The organism is Vibrio amylolyticus, from assembly GCF_023145695.1.
In the GTDB taxonomy this organism is placed as follows: domain Bacteria; phylum Pseudomonadota; class Gammaproteobacteria; order Enterobacterales; family Vibrionaceae; genus Vibrio; species Vibrio amylolyticus.
On sequence record NZ_JAJHVV010000007.1, the window covers coordinates 1 to 18,757 of the forward strand.

20 protein-coding genes are annotated in these 18,757 nt (G+C 41.4%); 7 read left to right on the forward strand and 13 right to left on the reverse strand.

Going from position 1 to position 18,757, the window contains the following annotated elements:
- Window positions 1-589: 589 nt before the first annotated feature.
- The 6 genes from KP803_RS11910 to KP803_RS11935 form a co-directional block, all read right to left on the reverse strand.
- Window positions 590-832, reverse strand: a complete 243-nt coding sequence (locus KP803_RS11910; RefSeq protein WP_248009063.1) for a hypothetical protein — start codon at window positions 830-832, stop codon at window positions 590-592.
- A 40-nt stretch (window positions 833-872) separates the two neighbouring features.
- Complete coding sequence (locus KP803_RS11915; RefSeq protein WP_248009064.1) at window positions 873-1,088, reverse strand: DUF3820 family protein; 216 nt, start codon at window positions 1,086-1,088, stop codon at window positions 873-875.
- Between the two features lie 16 nt (window positions 1,089-1,104).
- A complete protein-coding gene (locus KP803_RS11920; RefSeq protein WP_248009065.1) occupies window positions 1,105-1,788 on the reverse strand; it encodes a DUF3313 domain-containing protein in 684 nt (227 codons plus the stop codon).
- 101 nt (window positions 1,789-1,889) lie between these two features.
- Window positions 1,890-2,237: a helix-turn-helix domain-containing protein gene (locus KP803_RS11925; RefSeq protein WP_248009066.1), complete on the reverse strand. Its 348-nt coding sequence runs from the start codon at window positions 2,235-2,237 to the stop codon at window positions 1,890-1,892.
- A gap of 225 nt (window positions 2,238-2,462) precedes the next feature.
- Window positions 2,463-3,623: a D-alanyl-D-alanine carboxypeptidase family protein gene (locus tag KP803_RS11930; protein WP_248009067.1), complete on the reverse strand. Its 1,161-nt coding sequence runs from the start codon at window positions 3,621-3,623 to the stop codon at window positions 2,463-2,465.
- 241 nt (window positions 3,624-3,864) lie between these two features.
- Window positions 3,865-4,236 (reverse strand): NADH:ubiquinone oxidoreductase, encoded by a 372-nt coding sequence (locus tag KP803_RS11935; protein WP_248009068.1) that lies wholly within the window; start codon window positions 4,234-4,236, stop codon window positions 3,865-3,867.
- A 470-nt stretch (window positions 4,237-4,706) separates the two neighbouring features.
- Between KP803_RS11935 and KP803_RS11940 the strand changes: the two genes are divergently transcribed.
- Complete coding sequence (locus tag KP803_RS11940; RefSeq protein ID WP_248009322.1) at window positions 4,707-5,870, forward strand: threonine/serine exporter family protein; 1,164 nt, start codon at window positions 4,707-4,709, stop codon at window positions 5,868-5,870.
- Window positions 5,871-5,928: 58 nt separating this feature from the next.
- Here KP803_RS11940 and KP803_RS11945 read toward each other — a convergent pair whose 3' ends face one another.
- Window positions 5,929-6,138, reverse strand: a complete 210-nt coding sequence (locus KP803_RS11945) for an alternative ribosome-rescue factor A (protein WP_248009069.1) — start codon at window positions 6,136-6,138, stop codon at window positions 5,929-5,931.
- Between the two features lie 359 nt (window positions 6,139-6,497).
- Between KP803_RS11945 and KP803_RS11950 the strand changes: the two genes are divergently transcribed.
- From KP803_RS11950 to KP803_RS11960, 3 genes are all read left to right on the forward strand, one after another.
- Window positions 6,498-6,707: a cold-shock protein gene (locus KP803_RS11950; protein ID WP_017034739.1), complete on the forward strand. Its 210-nt coding sequence runs from the start codon at window positions 6,498-6,500 to the stop codon at window positions 6,705-6,707.
- Between the two features lie 71 nt (window positions 6,708-6,778).
- The gene (locus tag KP803_RS11955) at window positions 6,779-7,315 is read left to right on the forward strand and encodes a YaeQ family protein (protein ID WP_248009070.1); all 537 of its coding nucleotides are present in this window, start codon (window positions 6,779-6,781) and stop codon (window positions 7,313-7,315) included.
- On the forward strand, window positions 7,312-7,848 hold the full coding sequence (locus KP803_RS11960; RefSeq protein WP_248009071.1) for a hypothetical protein: 537 nt from the start codon (window positions 7,312-7,314) through the stop codon (window positions 7,846-7,848). Before KP803_RS11955 ends, KP803_RS11960 begins: the two co-directional genes overlap by 4 nt.
- 83 nt (window positions 7,849-7,931) lie before the next feature.
- Here the strand turns inward: KP803_RS11960 and hmpA are convergent, their stop codons facing one another.
- Window positions 7,932-9,110 (reverse strand): NO-inducible flavohemoprotein, encoded by a 1,179-nt coding sequence (gene hmpA / locus KP803_RS11965; RefSeq protein ID WP_248009072.1) that lies wholly within the window; start codon window positions 9,108-9,110, stop codon window positions 7,932-7,934.
- A gap of 231 nt (window positions 9,111-9,341) precedes the next feature.
- On the opposite strand from hmpA, the gene norR reads away from it, so the two are divergent.
- Together norR and KP803_RS11975 are read left to right on the forward strand one after the other, a co-directional pair.
- Window positions 9,342-10,925: a nitric oxide reductase transcriptional regulator NorR gene (norR, locus tag KP803_RS11970; RefSeq protein WP_248009073.1), complete on the forward strand. Its 1,584-nt coding sequence runs from the start codon at window positions 9,342-9,344 to the stop codon at window positions 10,923-10,925.
- Window positions 10,926-11,210: 285 nt separating this feature from the next.
- The gene (locus KP803_RS11975) at window positions 11,211-11,765 is read left to right on the forward strand and encodes an MSHA operon transcriptional regulator (protein WP_248009074.1); all 555 of its coding nucleotides are present in this window, start codon (window positions 11,211-11,213) and stop codon (window positions 11,763-11,765) included.
- Between the two features lie 71 nt (window positions 11,766-11,836).
- Here KP803_RS11975 and KP803_RS11980 read toward each other — a convergent pair whose 3' ends face one another.
- On the reverse strand, window positions 11,837-12,619 hold the full coding sequence (locus KP803_RS11980; protein WP_248009075.1) for a substrate-binding periplasmic protein: 783 nt from the start codon (window positions 12,617-12,619) through the stop codon (window positions 11,837-11,839).
- Window positions 12,620-13,192: 573 nt separating this feature from the next.
- On the opposite strand from KP803_RS11980, the gene KP803_RS11985 reads away from it, so the two are divergent.
- Window positions 13,193-14,725: an EAL domain-containing protein gene (locus KP803_RS11985; RefSeq protein ID WP_248009076.1), complete on the forward strand. Its 1,533-nt coding sequence runs from the start codon at window positions 13,193-13,195 to the stop codon at window positions 14,723-14,725.
- A gap of 62 nt (window positions 14,726-14,787) precedes the next feature.
- Here KP803_RS11985 and KP803_RS11990 read toward each other — a convergent pair whose 3' ends face one another.
- Genes KP803_RS11990 through KP803_RS12005 form a run of 4 tightly spaced genes read right to left on the reverse strand, consistent with a single transcriptional unit; the run spans window position 14,788 to window position 18,709 of the window.
- Window positions 14,788-15,582, reverse strand: a complete 795-nt coding sequence (locus KP803_RS11990) for a LytR/AlgR family response regulator transcription factor (protein WP_248009077.1) — start codon at window positions 15,580-15,582, stop codon at window positions 14,788-14,790.
- Between the two features lie 24 nt (window positions 15,583-15,606).
- A complete protein-coding gene (locus tag KP803_RS11995; RefSeq protein WP_248009078.1) occupies window positions 15,607-16,671 on the reverse strand; it encodes a sensor histidine kinase in 1,065 nt (354 codons plus the stop codon).
- A gap of 2 nt (window positions 16,672-16,673) precedes the next feature.
- Window positions 16,674-17,936, reverse strand: a complete 1,263-nt coding sequence (locus KP803_RS12000; protein WP_248009079.1) for a hypothetical protein — start codon at window positions 17,934-17,936, stop codon at window positions 16,674-16,676.
- Between the two features lie 32 nt (window positions 17,937-17,968).
- Window positions 17,969-18,709, reverse strand: coding sequence for an outer membrane lipoprotein-sorting protein (locus tag KP803_RS12005; protein WP_427916951.1), 741 nt, complete (start codon window positions 18,707-18,709; stop codon window positions 17,969-17,971).
- Window positions 18,710-18,757 lie beyond the last annotated feature (48 nt).

An 18,757-nucleotide genomic window follows, 5' to 3' on the forward strand; every position in this document is an offset into this window, starting at 1 on the left:
AAATTATTTTAGAGATGAGCGATGTACTGATGTGATCACCAATCGATTCTGCCCCTAAGTTAGTTGACCTATACATCCCCTACAACTAAATAACAATGTAAAGGTTTGCTACATTTGTTAAATTGCTGTACACCTAGTTACGCTGATACAGAATAATAGGAAGCTATATCCTCATGAGTAACTATTTAATTGAAATTGACGGTACGACACTGATTTTGTGGGCCTTATCAATATGTATCACGATATACGTAGCACTAAATATCATAAAGATAATGATCAACTATATTCATTGCGTCAAAAAACGTCGACGCGAAATTAAAAAGAACCATGCTGAATACCTTACTACTATTTCCGCCGAGACTTCCGATAGTTCAAATGAGCACTGGAGTAAATTTCATCCTGGAACCCCTTGCATTCGAAGTAAAACGAACGAAGACTAAGCTCAGTCATACTATTGGCCAAAGCAACACAAAACCATTCTGCATAATACTTCTATCCAAGATCCCCCATAGCCACTCAGTATCAATGATAAGAGTCTTGTGGGAGCGAAAAGGATGCTTTGATTGCAATCGATAATTACGTAGATTGGTTATCTCGGCTGATAACCCGTCTTCTTAGCAAGCTCTTGCATCGCCTCAGTAAACGTCGTTGTTCCGCCTTTAGCTTTAACTTGTATTACCTTGTACCCTAACTTTTCTAGTGCTTGGCGCTCTGCCAAAACAGCTTTGTCATCTTGTTGGCTACCCTCGGCAGGTTGGTGAATGTAACACCCCTCTAATTGACCATCTTCAACTAGCTGGTGGTGTTTCAGTGCATTGATATCAATATTCATAGTGATTCTTTTAGTTAAAATAGGGGATTTCTGCAGCAGATTACATACGCTTCAGGGGTTTCACCACATTGTCTAAACCTTCGATTTTTAGTGCTAGGCATAACTTGAGCAAGTCGCCTAACTCACCAGAGGGGAAGCCCTTTTTATCGAACCAAAGTAGATACTCTTCAGGAAGATCAATCAATGCCCTACCCGCGTACTTGCCAAACGGCATCGGCATTCTTGCTAGTTTAATTAAGTTCTCTTTTTCTAGCATCTCAATGCCTTAATCTCTATTTTTCAGGGTAGTTAGGGCCTTGAAGAGTAACACCTAAGCGGTCGACCCAAAAGTTAATTGCATCTTTTGCATCATCTAACGCGTCAATCATGGTAGAAAAATCTTTGTTACCGGCTTCACGATCGATGGCCGCAAAAAGTGGTTTACCTGTTTGTGCGTCACTGACCAATAATTCTATGGTGGCACTACCCACATTGGTATGTTCGCCCGTCGTGATTTTCGAAATCGTAGAGATAGCTAACCCGTAAGGAAGAACACTGCTTGTTACCGCTAATATTGGGTTGGGTGTCTCTACATTACTCAGCGCAACACTTAAACGTAAGGTATTTTCGTTAGGCTCATCAACAATCGCTTTATAAGGCGTTATCTTCTGCTTTAGTCGTTCAACTAAGTAACTCGTTAGCTCTTCAATCTGCTCTTCATCTATCGAGCCCTCTTCAGCCACAACAAACACTTGGTCAATAACAACAGAATCATACTCATCTAGCGTCGACGTTAATCGTTCAGGGCTACGCAATCCAATTCGCGCCCATACGAGATCCACACCACCTTCAGGCCCTGCGGAAAAGTCATCGTAAGATGTAAATTTAGTGGCATGAATGTGCGGTGCTGAGCTACAGCCAATCAGTGCTAGTCCAAATACTACTAAGATTAATGGCTTTAAAAAACAATTGCTCATGAGGGGGTATCACTCCGTAAGAAATTAACAGAATGATATACCAAAAAAGCAAGCTAAAAAAGAGAATTCATTGAGCATAAGAATAAAGCAAGCTTAAGAAATCACATTACGGTATGAACATACTCAACAATAACCTGGTTACCTTGTGCGTACACGCGCTGGATCTCTCCATCAACTGACATCGTGCTCTTTAACGTAACAAGCTGTTGAGCTGACTTATTCGTGTGTTTTAGAGATGGGACAATATGGTAAGCATCGACATGAAGGTTATTACAAAACTGGTGAATAAACTCCATAGTAATTGGTGTACTGCCTCTGAGTATCTCCGAGAATTCAGATTGAGTTAGGCCCATTTTTTTGGCCATCTCCATCTGAGTCAATCTCATCTTGGCTTTTTGGGACATCCAGGTGGTGTATAAGGCATCTCTGTCTTGTTGAGTAAACTGCACTGTCATTTCTCTAGTATTATAAATATGGATAAATTTTGCGTTAATCCATTGATACTATGTCAGCCATCCGTCAGGTTTTGACCAATGTTTTGCAGCGTATTTACTTTTCTATATAAACGCGAGATTCTCGTGAAAAGTTTGGCAATCAAAAACAACAAAGGCCACTTTGAAGTGGCCTTTGATTTAAATTGATGTGTTTAAGTCGTTAGTCTTAACTGACTCGTTTTAAAAAAAGCTCGCGAGCAAACGCTTAAACCAGTCGATCGCTTTTTTGAAGAAGCTTCCTTCATTAACATCATTTAAAGCAACAAGTGGAGACTGAGCGACTTCTTGCCCTTCAACCTGGTAAGAAACACTTCCTAATACGTCACCTTTACGGATTGGTGCAGTTAGCTCGCCATCAAGTTCGACGCTTGCGTTCAGCTTATTAATTTCGCCTTTCGTTAGCGTAATAAAGATATCTTTTTCAAGACCGACAGCGACACTGTTCTCTTCCCCCATCCAAACACGCGGTGTTGCCAGTTCTTCACCTGCTGAGTTTGGAGAAATCGTATCGAAGAAGCGGAAACCATAGCTCAAGAGCTGTTTACTTTCTGCTTCACGACTTTTCGTACTATTGGAGCCCATAACCACAGAAATTAAGCGCATGTTACCGTTTGTCGCTGAGCTCGCTAAACTGTAGCCAGCACCACTTGTGTAGCCAGTTTTCATACCATCAACATTCATGCTTCTATCACGAAGCAAGCCATTACGGTTATATTGAGTAATACCGTTATATTTAAATGAGCGTTCACTGTACAACGGGTAAATTTCTGGAAGATCACGAATAATGGCACGGCCTAACGTCGCAATGTCATAAGGGGTAGAATAAAGCCCATCGCTATCTAAGCCATGTGGATTGGTAAACCCAGTATTGTTCAGTTCCAATCGCTGAGCCCATGAATTCATTAATGCAACGAATGAATCTTGTGACCCTGCTACGTGCTCGGCAATCGCCACACTGGCATCATTTCCAGATTGAACAATTAAACCTCGGTACAGATCCATCATGTCTACACTTTTGCCCACCTCGATGAACATTTTAGATGAGTCTGGGAATTTTTTAGCCCAAGCATTCTTACTGATCACAACTTTGTCGTGCTTACCAATATTACCAGCTTGAATCTCTTGGCCAGCAACATAAGCAGTCATTAACTTAGTTAAACTGGCAGGGTTTAGTTTTGTATGAGCATTCTTTTCAACAAGAACTTTACCTGTGTGGTAATCCATTAAAACATAACCATTCGCACCCAATACTGGCGCATCAGGCACGATAGTAGGTGCCGCTACTGTAAAAGGAGAAACAAGAGCAGTAGAAAGAAGAACGCCGGCGAATCGAAAATCCATATTAATCATAACTTAGCCAAATGAAATAGGTATTGTTGGAGTATATATAAAAGTAGAACAGATAAATTAGGGCTTTACCAATCCTTACGATAATTTGATATTGGTTACATTGTGATGAATTAACCCACGAAATGAGAGTAAAGAACACCCAATTAATCAAACCTTGCCACTATTAAAGCAAAATGACCGATAGCAAGCTATCGGTCATTCTAGAAAATGTTTAACTCATTTTGTCTAATCGTTACATTTGGTTCGCGAAACGAGAATTCAATGATGTCCAATGAGGCGTTTTCTTCTGGCGGTAGCTAAACCACATGTAAGTGGCAACCATAGAGAAGAATAAGTAAGACATGGCAAAAATGAATGGCGAAGTAATTAAGTCAGCAGAAACACTCAATGCTATGCCAGTAACCGTAATAATTAGCTTAGCGAACATGCCTAAGAAAAGTAGCAATAGGACCAACTCAGGGAAACGAGTGGTACGAAATGCAAACCAGTAACAACCGCCAACCGCTAAAGTAGAAATACTTAAGCCTAGTATGAAAGAGTGAAAGTGCTCAGCCGATGCCACACCAGCTAGAATAGAGATGATTGCAATAACAAATAATTTCATAATTAACGCCTCGTTGATGACCTACGAATTGCTTCCTTTCATTTTTGAAAACTCATTTTGCGCCTATTTTCACTCTTTTAAAGGCAATTGCAAGAGCAATAAAACAACAATTACTGGTCACATTTACCACAACAATATGAGTTAACATAACGTTTACAAAATGCAATCGAATACACCTCGATATAACAGAGCCCTCAACCAGGCTGACGACAAAATACACATAAAAGTAACAATTAAAATTAAACCGTAAGAATTTGTAACAAAGAGTTACACAGGTATAAAATCAACATACTTTGAAACACTAATACGAATATGAAGACCAAACACGTTGACAAGGAAAATGTACCTTAAATCCGAACAATCACTTAAAAATAAATGCTAGAAATATGACAAACTAGGATGATATTTCTCGTCAAAAATGAGGGGCTTTGGTACCTTATGCGAATCTTACGCTTGTTGATCTCAACGCTATGCCTTCTGAATACCGAATCAAAAAAATCGTAGAAATTGGTGACACACTACACAGAAGTGGTTGTGCTCCTTATAAAGTCGAAAAATACACTCAACATTATGCACGAAAACATAATGTCGACGTGATGATCCAAGCTCTTCCAACAACCATTAATTACCAATTCCCTGACGATAATAATGCCGTTGTAATGAAGCGGCTAAAACCCGCTTCCATTAACCTCAGCTTATTGGCAAACACCATTATTCGAATCAACCAGCCAAGCAGTGAACCTGTACCTGAACCAACAGGCTATCCAAAGTGGGTGGTAGCATTGGCCAACATGGGCATTCCACCTGCCTACTTAATGCTCGTAGGCAGTACGATAGAAGCCATAGCATTCTCGGTTTTTCTTGGCTTTATGGTCTGGGTTTGTCAGTTAATTTGTAAGGGGCGTCGTAGTATTGCTGTTGAGTTTATCTCGGCTTTGATTACCGGCATTTTAGTTGCCGCTATCGCCAGCACTGGGTTGCCTATTCCTGTTTGGGCGCTCTGTATTGCCGCCATTATTCTGTTTGTTCCCGGTCTTTCTATTGCCAATGCTTTGGAATGTCTTGCTTTTAATGACCTTGTTTCTGGTACTAGCTTATTAGGCCAAAGTGCATTAACTCTTATTAAGCTATTTGTTGGCATTGTTATGGGGTTAAATATTGGCGAAGCGATTTGGGGGCCAAGTGAGACGATGAGTTACCTCAATGATGTACCGACATGGATGCACATTATGGGCGTGTTTATTCTCTCTATTTCCATTGGTATCATTTTTAATGCGAGAGCAAGAGACATTATGCTTGGGTTGCCTGTCGCGGTACTCGGTATGTGGGGGCCGTTCTATCTTGGCTTCGACAGTGGCTGGGTAGTAGGAACATGGGTCACCACCATGTTGATCACGCTATATGGCACCTGGGTAGCCAAAAAAATGGAGTTAACAGGCGCTATTTATATTCTTCAAGGCATCATTATTTTGGTACCCGGAAGCAGGGTTTTAATTAGTGCAAGCCAATCGGTATTTGAACAGTCTATTCTGCCTATTCCAAGCATCGGCCTGTCTGCTCTGTTTATGTTTGCAGCGATTGTGGCTGGGCAGATAACGGCATACTCGATCTACTCACCAAAGATAGAACGTTAAATAAAGCCAGCCGTCCTTATTTTTCTAGTTAACAAAAAGCCCTATTCAAATTCAACGTTTACGCTGCTTTTGAATAGGGCTCTTTGCCCTTGTATTTATCGTTTCGCCTAAAGCTGCCCTTACCTTTTTTAGCTCTTACCACTCTTGTTCTATACAACTTACTCGTTACCACTGCTTTTAGTGCATTGTCCTGAATCTCACCACGCCCAACGTCATGCTGGGGAGGTTCGTAGGAGAAAGTGCGACTAACGTGCGCTTTACCTTTCATTGGTCTAACCTCTTTTCACTTAAACGACGCAAATTATCGTTCAATAATCAATCAACATCAATCATTATTCGCACATTTTCACCGTGCCAATTACATTAATCTCAATAACCTAGCCTCAAAAATGACACCCTGCGCATAAAACGGCAGAAAATATAAAAAAGTTATGTGCATTCACTCGAGTAAACGTTGACTTAGCTCTAGATTGGGCTAGAATCACCAACAGCTAGAAAGCAGTTCTTTGTCTAAATATGCGTCTCGTTGGATTACTTGTAACTTCCGTGTGGTACGCAATAGCAGTCTACTTTTCCACGCTATCCGCGCCAATTTCGGCACAATATTTTTAAGTTAGGATACATAACATGTCTAATACAGTTACTGGTACAGTAAAATGGTTCAACGAAACTAAAGGCTTCGGCTTCATTCAACAAGAAAACGGTCCAGACGTATTCGCACACTTCTCAGCGATCACTGGCGACGGTTTCAAAACTCTAGTTGAAGGTCAAAAAGTTGAGTTTGTAGTTACTACAGGTCAAAAAGGCCCACAAGCTGAAAACATCAAAGTACTTTAATTTAGTACCTTTTTTCTAAAAATAGCCAGCCTAGTGCTGGCTATTTTTTTGTCTGAGATTTTGTATTACCCATGGCATTAAAACCAACTATCTACAAATTCCGTATCTCATTGACGGATATGAATCGTGACCATTACGACTCTTTAAGCCTTACCGTTGCTCAACATCCTTCAGAAAATGATCAGCGAATGATGGCCCGCATATTGGCTTTTTGCCTTAACGCTCATGAGTCACTTCAAATGACCAAAGGGCTTTCTACAATAGAAGAGCCCGACATCTGGCAAAAAACACTCGATGACCAAATAGAGCTATGGATCGATGTTGGTGAACCAGACCCAGAGCGTATCAAAAAATCCTCCCGTCTTGCCAAGAAGGTGAAGGTATACAGCTTCAACACCAAATCAAACGTGTGGTGGAGTCAAAATCAGGGGAAAATCGGGATGCACGATGTAGATGTCACTCGTTTCAATGCTGAAGGCGTAGAAGGATTAACTAAGTTAATCGAACGTGGCATGGAACTATCAGTAATGATTACCGGCAACTCGATATTTGTTGATAGCAGCAAAGGTTCCCAAGAAATTAAGTTTGAAGAGCTCCAATCGAAATGAGTACGTTAGAACAAGTTTGTAACGATGTGGGTTTGGCACAGCTGCCCCAAGTTATCGCCAAGCAAATACTTTGGGCTGAATGGCAAGCTAGTCAACAACCACTTTTCACCCGAGTGTTGGAGAACAAACCCGAGACCGAGGTTTCATTACACCTTCTGGGGCTATTGACCAAAAGCCATATTGAATTAATGGCAAGCTTTGCGTCTCATATTGAATCAATAACTCAGATGAAAAAGGCCATAGGCGAAAGCGTTGGCGGTGAGCATGTCAATAAATTTAAGACCAGCCATATCGACGAACTTGTTCTTATTACTCACGCATGGATGTATATTCAAGGCCATCTATCTATGGATTTTAGTTTAGCGAACGACCATGCACAACAAACTGCCAACCTTTTAACTAAGCTATCAACCAAAGACACACAGCAGCTCAGATCAGAATTCCTCAAAAGCTTTTACGCTGGAAAACCTCAATCTTCAACGTCTGAAAATTCCTCATTATGGGACAAGATTAAACGACTATTTTCTCACTAAATAGACTCGATTCGGACCATAAAAAAGAGGAGCAAAAGCCCCTCTTTTTACATATACAAACTCGTTAACTATAAGCTTAAAACTTAAAGATTCGCGTGAGGGCCAAACACCTCATAATGGATTCGATCTCGCGATACATTCAATGCTTCGAGCTGTTTTACTATGCTCTCCATAAATACTACTGGGCCACATAAGTAAAAGTCACCGTCCCCCAATGGAAGAGTTGAAGCCACAGCAGTTAAGTTCATCGCCCCAGAAAACTCAGCGTCACCTTCCATATACCAGACTTTTTGTTGCCAGTTATTGATTGAGATAAGCGTACTGGTTTCATCAATAAACGAGTGCTGTTCGCGGTTATTACATGCATGAAGGTAACTCACGTTCTCTTTACCTGAATCATGCAATGTTTGAAGCATAGCTTGAACAGGTGTAATCCCAACCCCCGCTGAAATCAGAACCACAGGCTTTTGCTTTTCTGTGTAGAAGAAATCACCAGCCGGCGCATACAGGCTCACACGATCTCCAACCTCGATAGCATCATGTAGATGATTAGAAACTAAACCTTGATAATCACTACCAAATCCCTCTCGCTTCACGGATATTCGGTAATTCTTACCGTTCGACTTTTGAGATAACGAATACTGTCTGATTTCGTTGTACTGTCCACCTTCTGGCTTAACTTCTATTCCAATGTATTGCCCTGGCTGATAATCAAGCACCTCCGCTCCATCAACGGGAGTAAACGTAAAGCTAGTCACCAAAGAAGATTCGGCCTGCTTGTCTGTTACCACAAACTCACGCGCGTTTTCCCAGCCACCAACAGCAAGCTTTCTTTGTAAGTAAAGTTCTCCTTCGCGGTCAATAAATACCTGTGCTAGGAAAAGGTAAGCTGCCGTCCAAGCCTCTTCCACTTCCGTTGTGAACGCATCTGCGGCTAACTCTCTTAATGTCTCAATCAAATGAGTCCCAACGATTTGATAATGCTCTGGCTGAATATTAAAACTGGTATGTTTTTGCGCAATACGCTCTACAGCGGATGTGAGTGCAGCTAGATTTTCTATATTCTTTGCGTACGCTGCAATCGCTTCAAACAAAGCAACACCTTGACGACCTGTATGTTGGTTAGTCATGTTAAAAATATCTTTAACTTCCGGGTTAATACGAAACATACGCGCATAAAAGTGCTCGGTTAAAGCTGGGCCTGCTTGTTCTAAAAGGGGAATAGTACTTTTTACAATATTAATATGTTGTTCATTGAGCATTAAATGATCTCCCATAGGGGGTAGTGTGAAAATTGACTTTAACGTTATCGGCAAGTTTATACTTGCTCTTTGGTTACAGCTGTTACGCAGGAATAATGCCAACAAATAAAGTAGCATATTATCAATGGTTTATTACGAGCCTATCTAATGACCACGTCTAAATGACACACTTTACTCCAAGTCAATTAGACTCTATCATATTGAATAACATCACCTAGCTAAGACCTCACCATGCAAGATATTTCAGCTTCAACGCTCGTAGAAATGACCATTGGTCTAGCAAGCGGCCTCAATGATGAAGATCGCTTCAACAAACTACTCGACGCCATTCGAAAAACCATTCAGTGTGATAGTGTGGCACTACTTTCAATTCAAGGCGATACACTCACGCCACTTGCAATACAAGGCTTGACTAGGGATACGTTAGGTCGTCGATTCATTGTTCACGAACACCCGAGATTTGAACAGATTTGTCTCTCAAAGGCCCCTGTAAGGTTTGACGCCTCTAGCCCACTGCCTGACCCATTTGATGGCTTGTTGCTCGATCATGATGGTGATCTTCCAATGCACTCTTGTATGGGGCTGCCACTGCTCTTTGGCGACACCTTGTTAGGCATTTTGGCATTGGATAGTTTAGAGCCTGAACTCTTTCAAAATATTCCCGATCGCAGTTTGGAAGTTCTCTCAGCGATTGCCGCGTCCACATTAAAAATGGCCATGACGTTCTCTCAATTAGAACGTCAAGCGAAGCAAAGCCAACAACGCTTACAAGAACTCAACGAAGAAGCATGGGAGCGAGATGGTGGAGAGATCATCGGTTCAAGTCAAGCGATGCTCACGCTAAAGAGTGACATTGAAGTCGTTGCCCCTTCTGACTTTAATATACTTATTCATGGTGAAACCGGGGTGGGTAAAGAACTGGTCGCTCGAACTCTGCACCATCAGTCTAATCGTAGAAAGCAGCCACTTGTCTATGTAAACTGCGCTGCTATCCCAGAAAATCTTGTCGAAAGCGAACTGTTTGGCCATGTAAAGGGGGCCTTTACCGGTGCAGACAAAAATCGTTCAGGTAAGTTTTCCCTCGCTGATGGTGGAACCCTGTTTCTTGATGAGATTGGTGAGCTTCCTTTGGCAGCCCAAAGTAAGATACTACGTGCGCTTCAAAACAACGAAATTCAGCCTGTGGGGCAAGATAACGTACAAAATATCAATGTTAGAGTGCTGGCAGCTACCAATAGAGACTTAAAAGAAGAAGTGGCCCAAGGCCGTTTTCGAGCAGACTTATATCACCGTTTAACGGTTTACCCTATTTTGGTACCGCCACTGCGACAACGTGAAGGGGATATCGCGCTTCTTTCTGGATTTTTCCTTGAACAAGCTCGTCGAAAACTCGGAATTGTTCAGCTAAAAATGGGGCCAGAGGCTCTCCGCTATATTACGCTCTATAGCTGGCCAGGCAACGTAAGAGAACTAGAGCACGTTATTAATCGTGCTGCTTTAAAATCACGCGCAAGAAATCACCACCGCTCAGTCATTACTGTTACTAATGAAGATATCGGTATCCTTGATAATACTTCAACTCTCGATATGGCAATAGTAGAGCCAATGGCGGAAGGCAGTAACGAAGCGATCAGTGTCAACTTGCGACAAGCAACCGAAGCGTATCAGAGACAATTGATAATAGCGGCGTTAGAAGAATCTGAGTTTAACTGGGCGAAAGCCAGTCGAGCACTAGAGACCGACCGTGCAAATTTGACTCGATTAGCTAAACGACTCGGTATCACAGTAACAAAAGAGCATAGAATTAGTCACTAAACTCGCAACTAAGGCTAGCGATATGTCGCTAGCCGCTTATGCATGAGTAAACCACGAAAGCGACCTTCAGAACGTCAATCGAGATACAGGTTGGTACAAAAAGTTATCCATTAGTAATTGTTAAAGTTGGTAATAGCGTCCTAAATCAATGTAGAATGTTCTTTCCCATGGATAATGGTTGCTCTAGACACTCTCTTGACTAAGTTCAAACTTCAATACTAGAGCTAATGATCGTAACCCCTATACTTGTAACTCATAGTCCGAAAAACGTGTGTGATAAAGCCAATGACTGAAGACAAATTTACTAATATTTTTCGTCTACCTCATTCGATCCAAATTCGAATTGGTAAATGGCAGCAGACCTTTAGAGGTACCTCAGATATTGTGCTTCATCAGGCACTGCAAGTGCGTAATTCTAAATTTCGTAATCATAAGCTTTCCCCGACAGGCTGGCATGTAGGGCTGTTTCACGCCGATGATATCTCGATTACCCATCACGGTAAGTATATTCAAACGGCAATGCGAACGATGGTAGATCGTAAAGTTGGCTATCAACGTATCTATCTTTCAACTATTCCACTAGAACAAGCAGAGCCTGCACTCATAGAATTTAAGAAAGAGTGGATCCAGAAACACAACCGCGTTGCCAAAAAGTATAATCAAATTAAGTTAAAAGAGTTCATGTCTTATGCTTTTGAAGAGGTGGATACGCTCTATCCCTCTCTACCTAAAGGGCAATTTGACAAACAGCTTTGGAACCGTCTTGTTACCTCAGAGCTAGGCCAAGCTAAAAAATTCAACAACCCGTTTTTTGTAAAAAGAGCGGCGATCAAGCAGTAAGTCGTTATCACTCAGTGTGAATAAGCTGATTCATTCAGAAATGACAGTGGAAAAGGTATATCTCGGAAACGTTAACGGTACTTATCTAATATCGCCTGATATTGACTAACGCCATTCTCATTGGTTTTTTCTTTAACACGATCAATACCAAGCTGCAATTTTTTTACCAATATTGGGTCACTGTCTTTATTGAACGCGTAGTAAGTATGGCCTTCTTTTAGGGTGTAAATTGGTTTAAATAATTCACTATTCATACCCGCTTGAGAAGCGTACCAGTATGCCGTTCTTTCAGAATAAGCAATCAAATCGATTCTCTTTTTGGTCAAAAGTTCGGCTAATACAACGACATCACTGGCCTCTAACATTGCAGCTCTAGGCACACCGATATCAAGCAGTAACTGTTCACCAATATCATCTTTTACAACACCAATTTTGTATTTGGCCATATCGATTGGGTTATTAACTTGTATATTGCTGCCGTTTCTCGCCATGACAACAACTTTAACATCAGCAATAGGCCCAACCCATTGAAAGAGCTCTTCTCGATGTTCTGTTCGAGTTGTTGAAAATACGACAGAATTCGTACTAGTAAGTGCCGAACGATAAGCATCTGACCAAGTCTGCAAGACCATATGACCACTATCAAGGTTGTCCCCCACCTCTTTAGCAGCAGCATGCAATAGGTCGACAGAGTACCCGACTAGCTCACCGTTTTTCATAAAATTTGCCGGTGGATATTCCTCAGTTAAAAATACCAAACGCCCAAGATCATCTCCCTCACCGTGGGCCAAAGAACTCGAAGTGGGAAAAAAAATCAAAATCACCAGCATGACCGATAGGCTTAAACTATTCATCATCATCTTCTATTAAATATTACCTACCTTAGAATTTAGTTGACGATTAAAAAGCCGTCTAGTGCGCAACTTGTTTAAATCTTACGTCGAGAAGATAGATTATGCGTTGCAAGCACGCTCTCCTTAGTAGATCAGCTCTATGAATATAGGAATAGACAGCCATACAGCATGTACGCTTTTATAATCTACCTAACAGATAACCGATTAATCTATCAATCATAGAACCGTGATTCTGAAGAGGTCCAAATATCAGATATATCAAAAGTGACCACTAATACTAACGTCTTACCTGATTACGCTTACTTTAAAAATGTTCGTGAATTGCCTTATATTCGCAGCAGTAACCCGTCTTAAAAATAATAACTTATAGTAATAAATGGAAAATCGAAATATTGAATGTTCTGTTTTATCTGTAAGCACATATGATTGAACAATAAATAGAATAAATGGCTAGTTTGATTAATGACATACGGTAAAAAACGAGGTGCGCTTTACCCTTCAATGCGGCAGCTCATCAAAGCGAATTCTCGAGTGCTTACCTCTATAGCGCTGATATTTGCTGGAGTGTTCATTATGGCTGGCATATTAAACTTCTATGCAACGAAGCATCATGCTATAGCCCAAGGCAAAGAGGCCATTGGAACACTAGAGCAATATATTGGTCGTACCGCTCAAAATCTACGCTACCTTAATACTCAAGTATCTACGCAATGTAATCGCCAAGATGTGCTTAAGCTACGTGAGCACACTTTTCAATCAACCATGATAAAAGAAGTCGGGCTATATCAAGATGGGAATGTATTTTGTACAAGTAATGAAGGCAAAAGTAATATTAGTCTGTATTCGTCCACTATCGAACGGCTTAACAGTTCAGACAATAACATCACCATCTCTTTAAAAAAGTCGAAAAGTGAACTGCAGACGTTTTTTATCTATGCGCATAACAAGAAAGAGTCACACAAAACGAGTGAGATTATCGATAGAACTGAGGTAGCCCATTATCACAATAAAAATAGTGGAATAAACGCGCTGCTATCACCAACTCAATTTCTTGAATTGGTTTCCCCCATGCTATCGGAACAAAAATATGGCTATCAGATTACTGTTTTAAGCCAAACAATACAAAGTAAGCAAAGCCCTATTGATTCAGCGTTAAATCTATTTAGCTTTTCATCTTACCTTTACCCACTGTCGATCACTCTTCATCTTAGCCACAGCGCTTATCTTTACTACTTCATTCAGCACCTTTGGCAGATACTGCTCACAGCTTCAGCTCTATCGGTGATCTATTTGATCGCCCATAACTACCGATTAACCAGAGAGTCGCTAGAGTATTCATTACAACAAGCCATTCAAAATAAGAATTTGGAGCTATACCTTCAACCTATTGTCGATATCATGGATGAACGAGTTGCAGGAAGCGAAGCATTAATCCGATGGCACCATCCTTTACAAGGGATTATTCAACCCGATGTCTTCATACCATTGGCAGAACGCATGGGCATCATCGATCAAATAACCAAAGTAATCATTAAATCGGTAACCAAATTTATCTACCGCCATCCGGATCATCTGGAAGGACAGTACATTAGTATCAATATCAGTCGCCAATTGGTCATTGATTCCGACTTTATTAAGTACTTAATCGATTTTTCAAAGCGACATCCTCACATTGTACCAACCCTGTTGTTAGAAATTACTGAAAATAGTGATTACACAACTAAAGAGCTCGAGCATGCAACCACCTCTTTAAAACTCCTCAGTGAGCTTGGCTTTAAGATCGCTGTCGATGACTTTGGTACCGGGTATTCCGGCCTAAATTTCATCCACCAACACCCTTTTAATGTACTAAAAATTGATAAAGTGTTTATCAACGGATTACGCTCTGATACCACTATTACGCCAGTACTCGAATCGATGATCCATCTAGGGGAAGAACTCAATATGAAGGTCATTGCGGAAGGGGTCGAAACACACGAACAACTGACTAAATTAAACCGGCTTGGGATTCGCTACATTCAAGGATACTACTTCTCCAAGCCAATGAAATTAAATGATTTTATCAAATATAACGTCACCCATAATGACTTTACGAGCCAGTGGTAGACTGAGTGATAGTTTTTGACAACTTACTATGAAAAGCAACACCACTAATAGGCTAAAAACCATTACCAAAGGCTGGTAAACTTCGCTTGCATAGCTCGGCTGACGGGTAACTTAGTGCCACCAACAAAGACAGCCATCTTACCTGTGAAGTCTTTTTTGACTTTTTCAATAGAAGAAACGTTCACAACACTAGAGCGGTGTATTTGCCAAAAAAGATTGGGATCAAGCTGATTGATAAGCTCTTTAAGAGAGGTTCGAAGTAGGTACTCGACACTCTTCCCTCCTTCTTGTTTGTATAGCGATATATATTTATCTTCTGCTTTAAAATACAGAACATCGGATAGAGAAATAAGGTGAATTTCTTCACCTTTGACGGCCTTTATCCATGTAAGGTAATTTGGCTTTGTTTGATTGGTTAACTGCTGAATCTGATCGATCAGTGAGGAAACGTCAGCACCGTTCGAAGGCACTTTCTTTGATAGCTTCATTTGCAGTTTTTCAACACACTGCGCGAGTCTTTTCTCTGAAACAGGCTTAAGTAAATAATCGACTGCATTAGTCTCGAATGCCTGCACAGCAAATTCATCATAAGCGGTAACGAATACGACTCGAGTGTCGCTATTTTGCCCAGCTAAAGTCTTTGCCACGCTCATACCATCTAGCTGCGGCATTTTTATATCAAGAAAAACAATATCAGGTTGATATTGCTCAATAAGCTCTAGCGCTTGTTGCCCATTTTCTGCCAACGCTACAATCTCTAACGTTGGCCACTCCTCACCCAACGCTTTGTTTAAGTGATGTCTTAATAAAGGCTCATCGTCTGCAATTATGGCGGTGACGGTCGTGTTTGTTAACATCCTATTACCCTTGTACGGCTATCCCTATAAAGACTCTAAATCACTTAACTTTATCTTAAGCGTTGCGGTTACTCCACCTTGAACATTTTCTACGATTGTAAAGCTTGCTCTCTCTGCAAAAAGCGCCTGTAAGCGTTGTTTGATATTCTCAAGGCCAATACCATGCCCTGTATTTATCGGTTCAGCGACAAGCCCAACCCCACTGTCGGTAACCGATATAATGACTAGCCCTTGGCTCTCCTCGATCACAACAGAGACCTTGCCGCCTTGTGTACTCGGTTCAATCCCATGGCGTATGGCATTCTCCACCAGTGGTTGAATCAATAGCGGTGGAAAACTTACATCGATATTAAGCTGGTTCTCTACTTGGTAACTCAGCCTTTCGCCCAATCGAATCTGTTGAATACTTAGATAAGCATCAATGAGATCTAACTCCAGTGAAATTGATGTGTTCGATTGTCGATTGACCTTAAGAGTACCACGCAAAAGATCCGTCAATTTCTCTAGCATCAAACGCGCATCTTTGGGCTTATCATCAATAAGTACGTTTATATTTGCCAAGGTATTAAACAAAAAGTGCGGTTCAATTTGGCTTTGCAATTGCTTGAGTTGGCTCATCACTAAGGCTTTTTCTTGCTCCGCTTGTTTACGCTTAGCAGTTTCTAACTCTTTCTGAGCAAGTAGTTTTTGTTCATAAATGTAGAAGTAGAGAAAACAGATTGCAGTAAACACAAAACCCAAGAATATAACCGGTTTGAGTTTATATATGTTATTAAAGTCACTGTACTCTTCGAGCCAAAATGCAGCATTACTTGTCCCAAGTACCATAGACGTCAACAATGATGCTGCATTCAACCAATGCAAACTAAGCTTCGGTAGAATACGGCCAATAAGTATTGAGCTAAACACAGCACTATAGCCATAACCGAAGCTTATAAGACAATGCTTAATAAAGGGAGCAGGCCAAATAAAGGCCGTTAAAATAGCAACAACAAAGCAAAATAGACTAGTAAATAGAATGCTTTTAACCGCACTACTCTCAACACGATGCCCCTTAGCGTTACTTGCCATCGAAAAACAGACCTTCATAGTTAAAACTTCCCTTTAAGGTTTAATAGAATCATATGCTTATCGGGTAAATTTGCATAGACCGAATCACTACTTCCGCCCAAATATCTCGCCGCCAATTCAGCATTAAGCGACGCTAAACCCGTATCGTACAATTGATAATTCAACCATTGCGTTGCAATCACACCACCATCCTGAGGTGACAGCATCACATCAAATGTCGGTTCAAAATTATCAAGCCACAACCAATCACGGCTCCATTGCCAGTGACTCCAACTGCTTGAATTCAGGGACCAATGAACCATAACATTATGCTGAACGAGATTAGCGTGACTAAACCCTTGCGCGTAGGAAGACGCTAACAGCTGTGTCTGTGGCGAAGAAGATAGAGAAAGCCCACGTTCAAAAGCCTGTTGCCATTCATTGTGGCTCCAACTCCGGCTATCAAACCAATATTCCATGATTACATTGTGCCCACTACTGTTTGCCCAATTCACGCCCAAGAGTGACTGATAACCATGTTGCTGAGTGTCTAAATGGACGGCAGTTAGTGGTTCCCCTTGTTCGTACGCTAAGTACTTACGTTGGTATAAAGCCGACGCGTGAAACTCCCAGGCGTGATTTATGACTGTCACGAATGAGCCTCCCATCAAGCCATGTCGAACATCGTCATAATAGGCGAGACCTTGCCATTCACTATCGCCAACTAGAGCATATCGACGTAATCCGAAACCTTGTTGCTTAGATTGCTCTTCAAGTTCTGACCCCTCTTGCTGTGTCCAAGATGAGTCGGTATACAAAAGCGTCCATTCACCATTCATGTCAAAGTAAGAAGCCATGGCTGTCCCTGCCCCCTCTTCAACTTGAATGCCAATTGGGTTACGTCGGTACGGTTTAAATACATCAAGAGGTCGATAACCGTAACCCACGCCCCAGTCGATACGAACCTTTCCCAAGGTTAGATCAATCGGCAAGTCGCCAATATCAATACTGGTTTGCCAGAACAGCTCTTGGACAAACCCATCAGCATCAAACGATTGTGACTCATCACTGCTCCATATTGACGTCCCTTTCACAGCCAAAAGCGCGGTTAACTCCTTCCAGCTGACCTGAACGTCAAAAAGTCCATCCAAAGATTCTGTGTGTTTTTCTTCCACTTGCCCTAGAAACACTGAATCACGGTGAGCGGTGTTACTGGCACTTAACGTCCAATCCCAGTCAAGGCTAACCTCAGAAGCCATAACGGTACTGCTGATCATGCTTATACTTGCCACGAAAGCAGTCATAAATATCCGCGGTATAATCATAGCCAGCCTCACTAGAGATCGACCGATTTATTACGTGTTAAGTAAGCGGGGTTATAGTACTTCTCGTCTAACTCAACCGCTTCAATCGCCTTGTATTCAATAATTGTTTTCTTAGCAGGCTGAATTTGGTCAAAAAGCGTCATGGAGACAACTCTAAGTTGATCGTCTCTTGTACCGGCTTCAAACCAAGCCTGCTTCGCTAACTTGCCTGAGCGTAAGTAGAGATCCGCCTTGATTGGGAAGTTGTTGGTTTCATCAAGCCATAAGTCAATTTTCTGGTAACTCGCACCCGATGTGGCGGCGCTAAGCGCTAATCTATTGGTCTGAATAACATTACCAGACTCTAGAGTAACCCCTTCGCTATTTATCAATTCACCTTGATAATCTTCACTCCAGGTTAATGTCGAGATATCGCCGACAGAGGCTTCCCCTAACAATTTTTGCATGGGTGTGATTCGAATCGGTCGACGACTTTTAGGCATAAGTAACCAATAGTTATCACCGAGCATGAGCATCTTTTGCCCCGCCTCGACCTGAGATTTAAACACCACCAATGATTCGCGATTTGGCCTTGTATACACATGGTATTCACGGGTCTTATCGAGCTCTTGGTGTTCAAACAATGAAACCAGTGAAATCACTTTTGCTGAATCTTCTTCCATTCGATAAAGATCAGCTTGTTTAATCATTTCATCCACGCCCAAGCTTTGCTGAGCAAACGCTGTCACACTCGTCATGCTAAGAGTGGCCATCAGCGAGAAGAACGTTAGTCCCTGTTTTCCCAACGTTATTAAAAATCG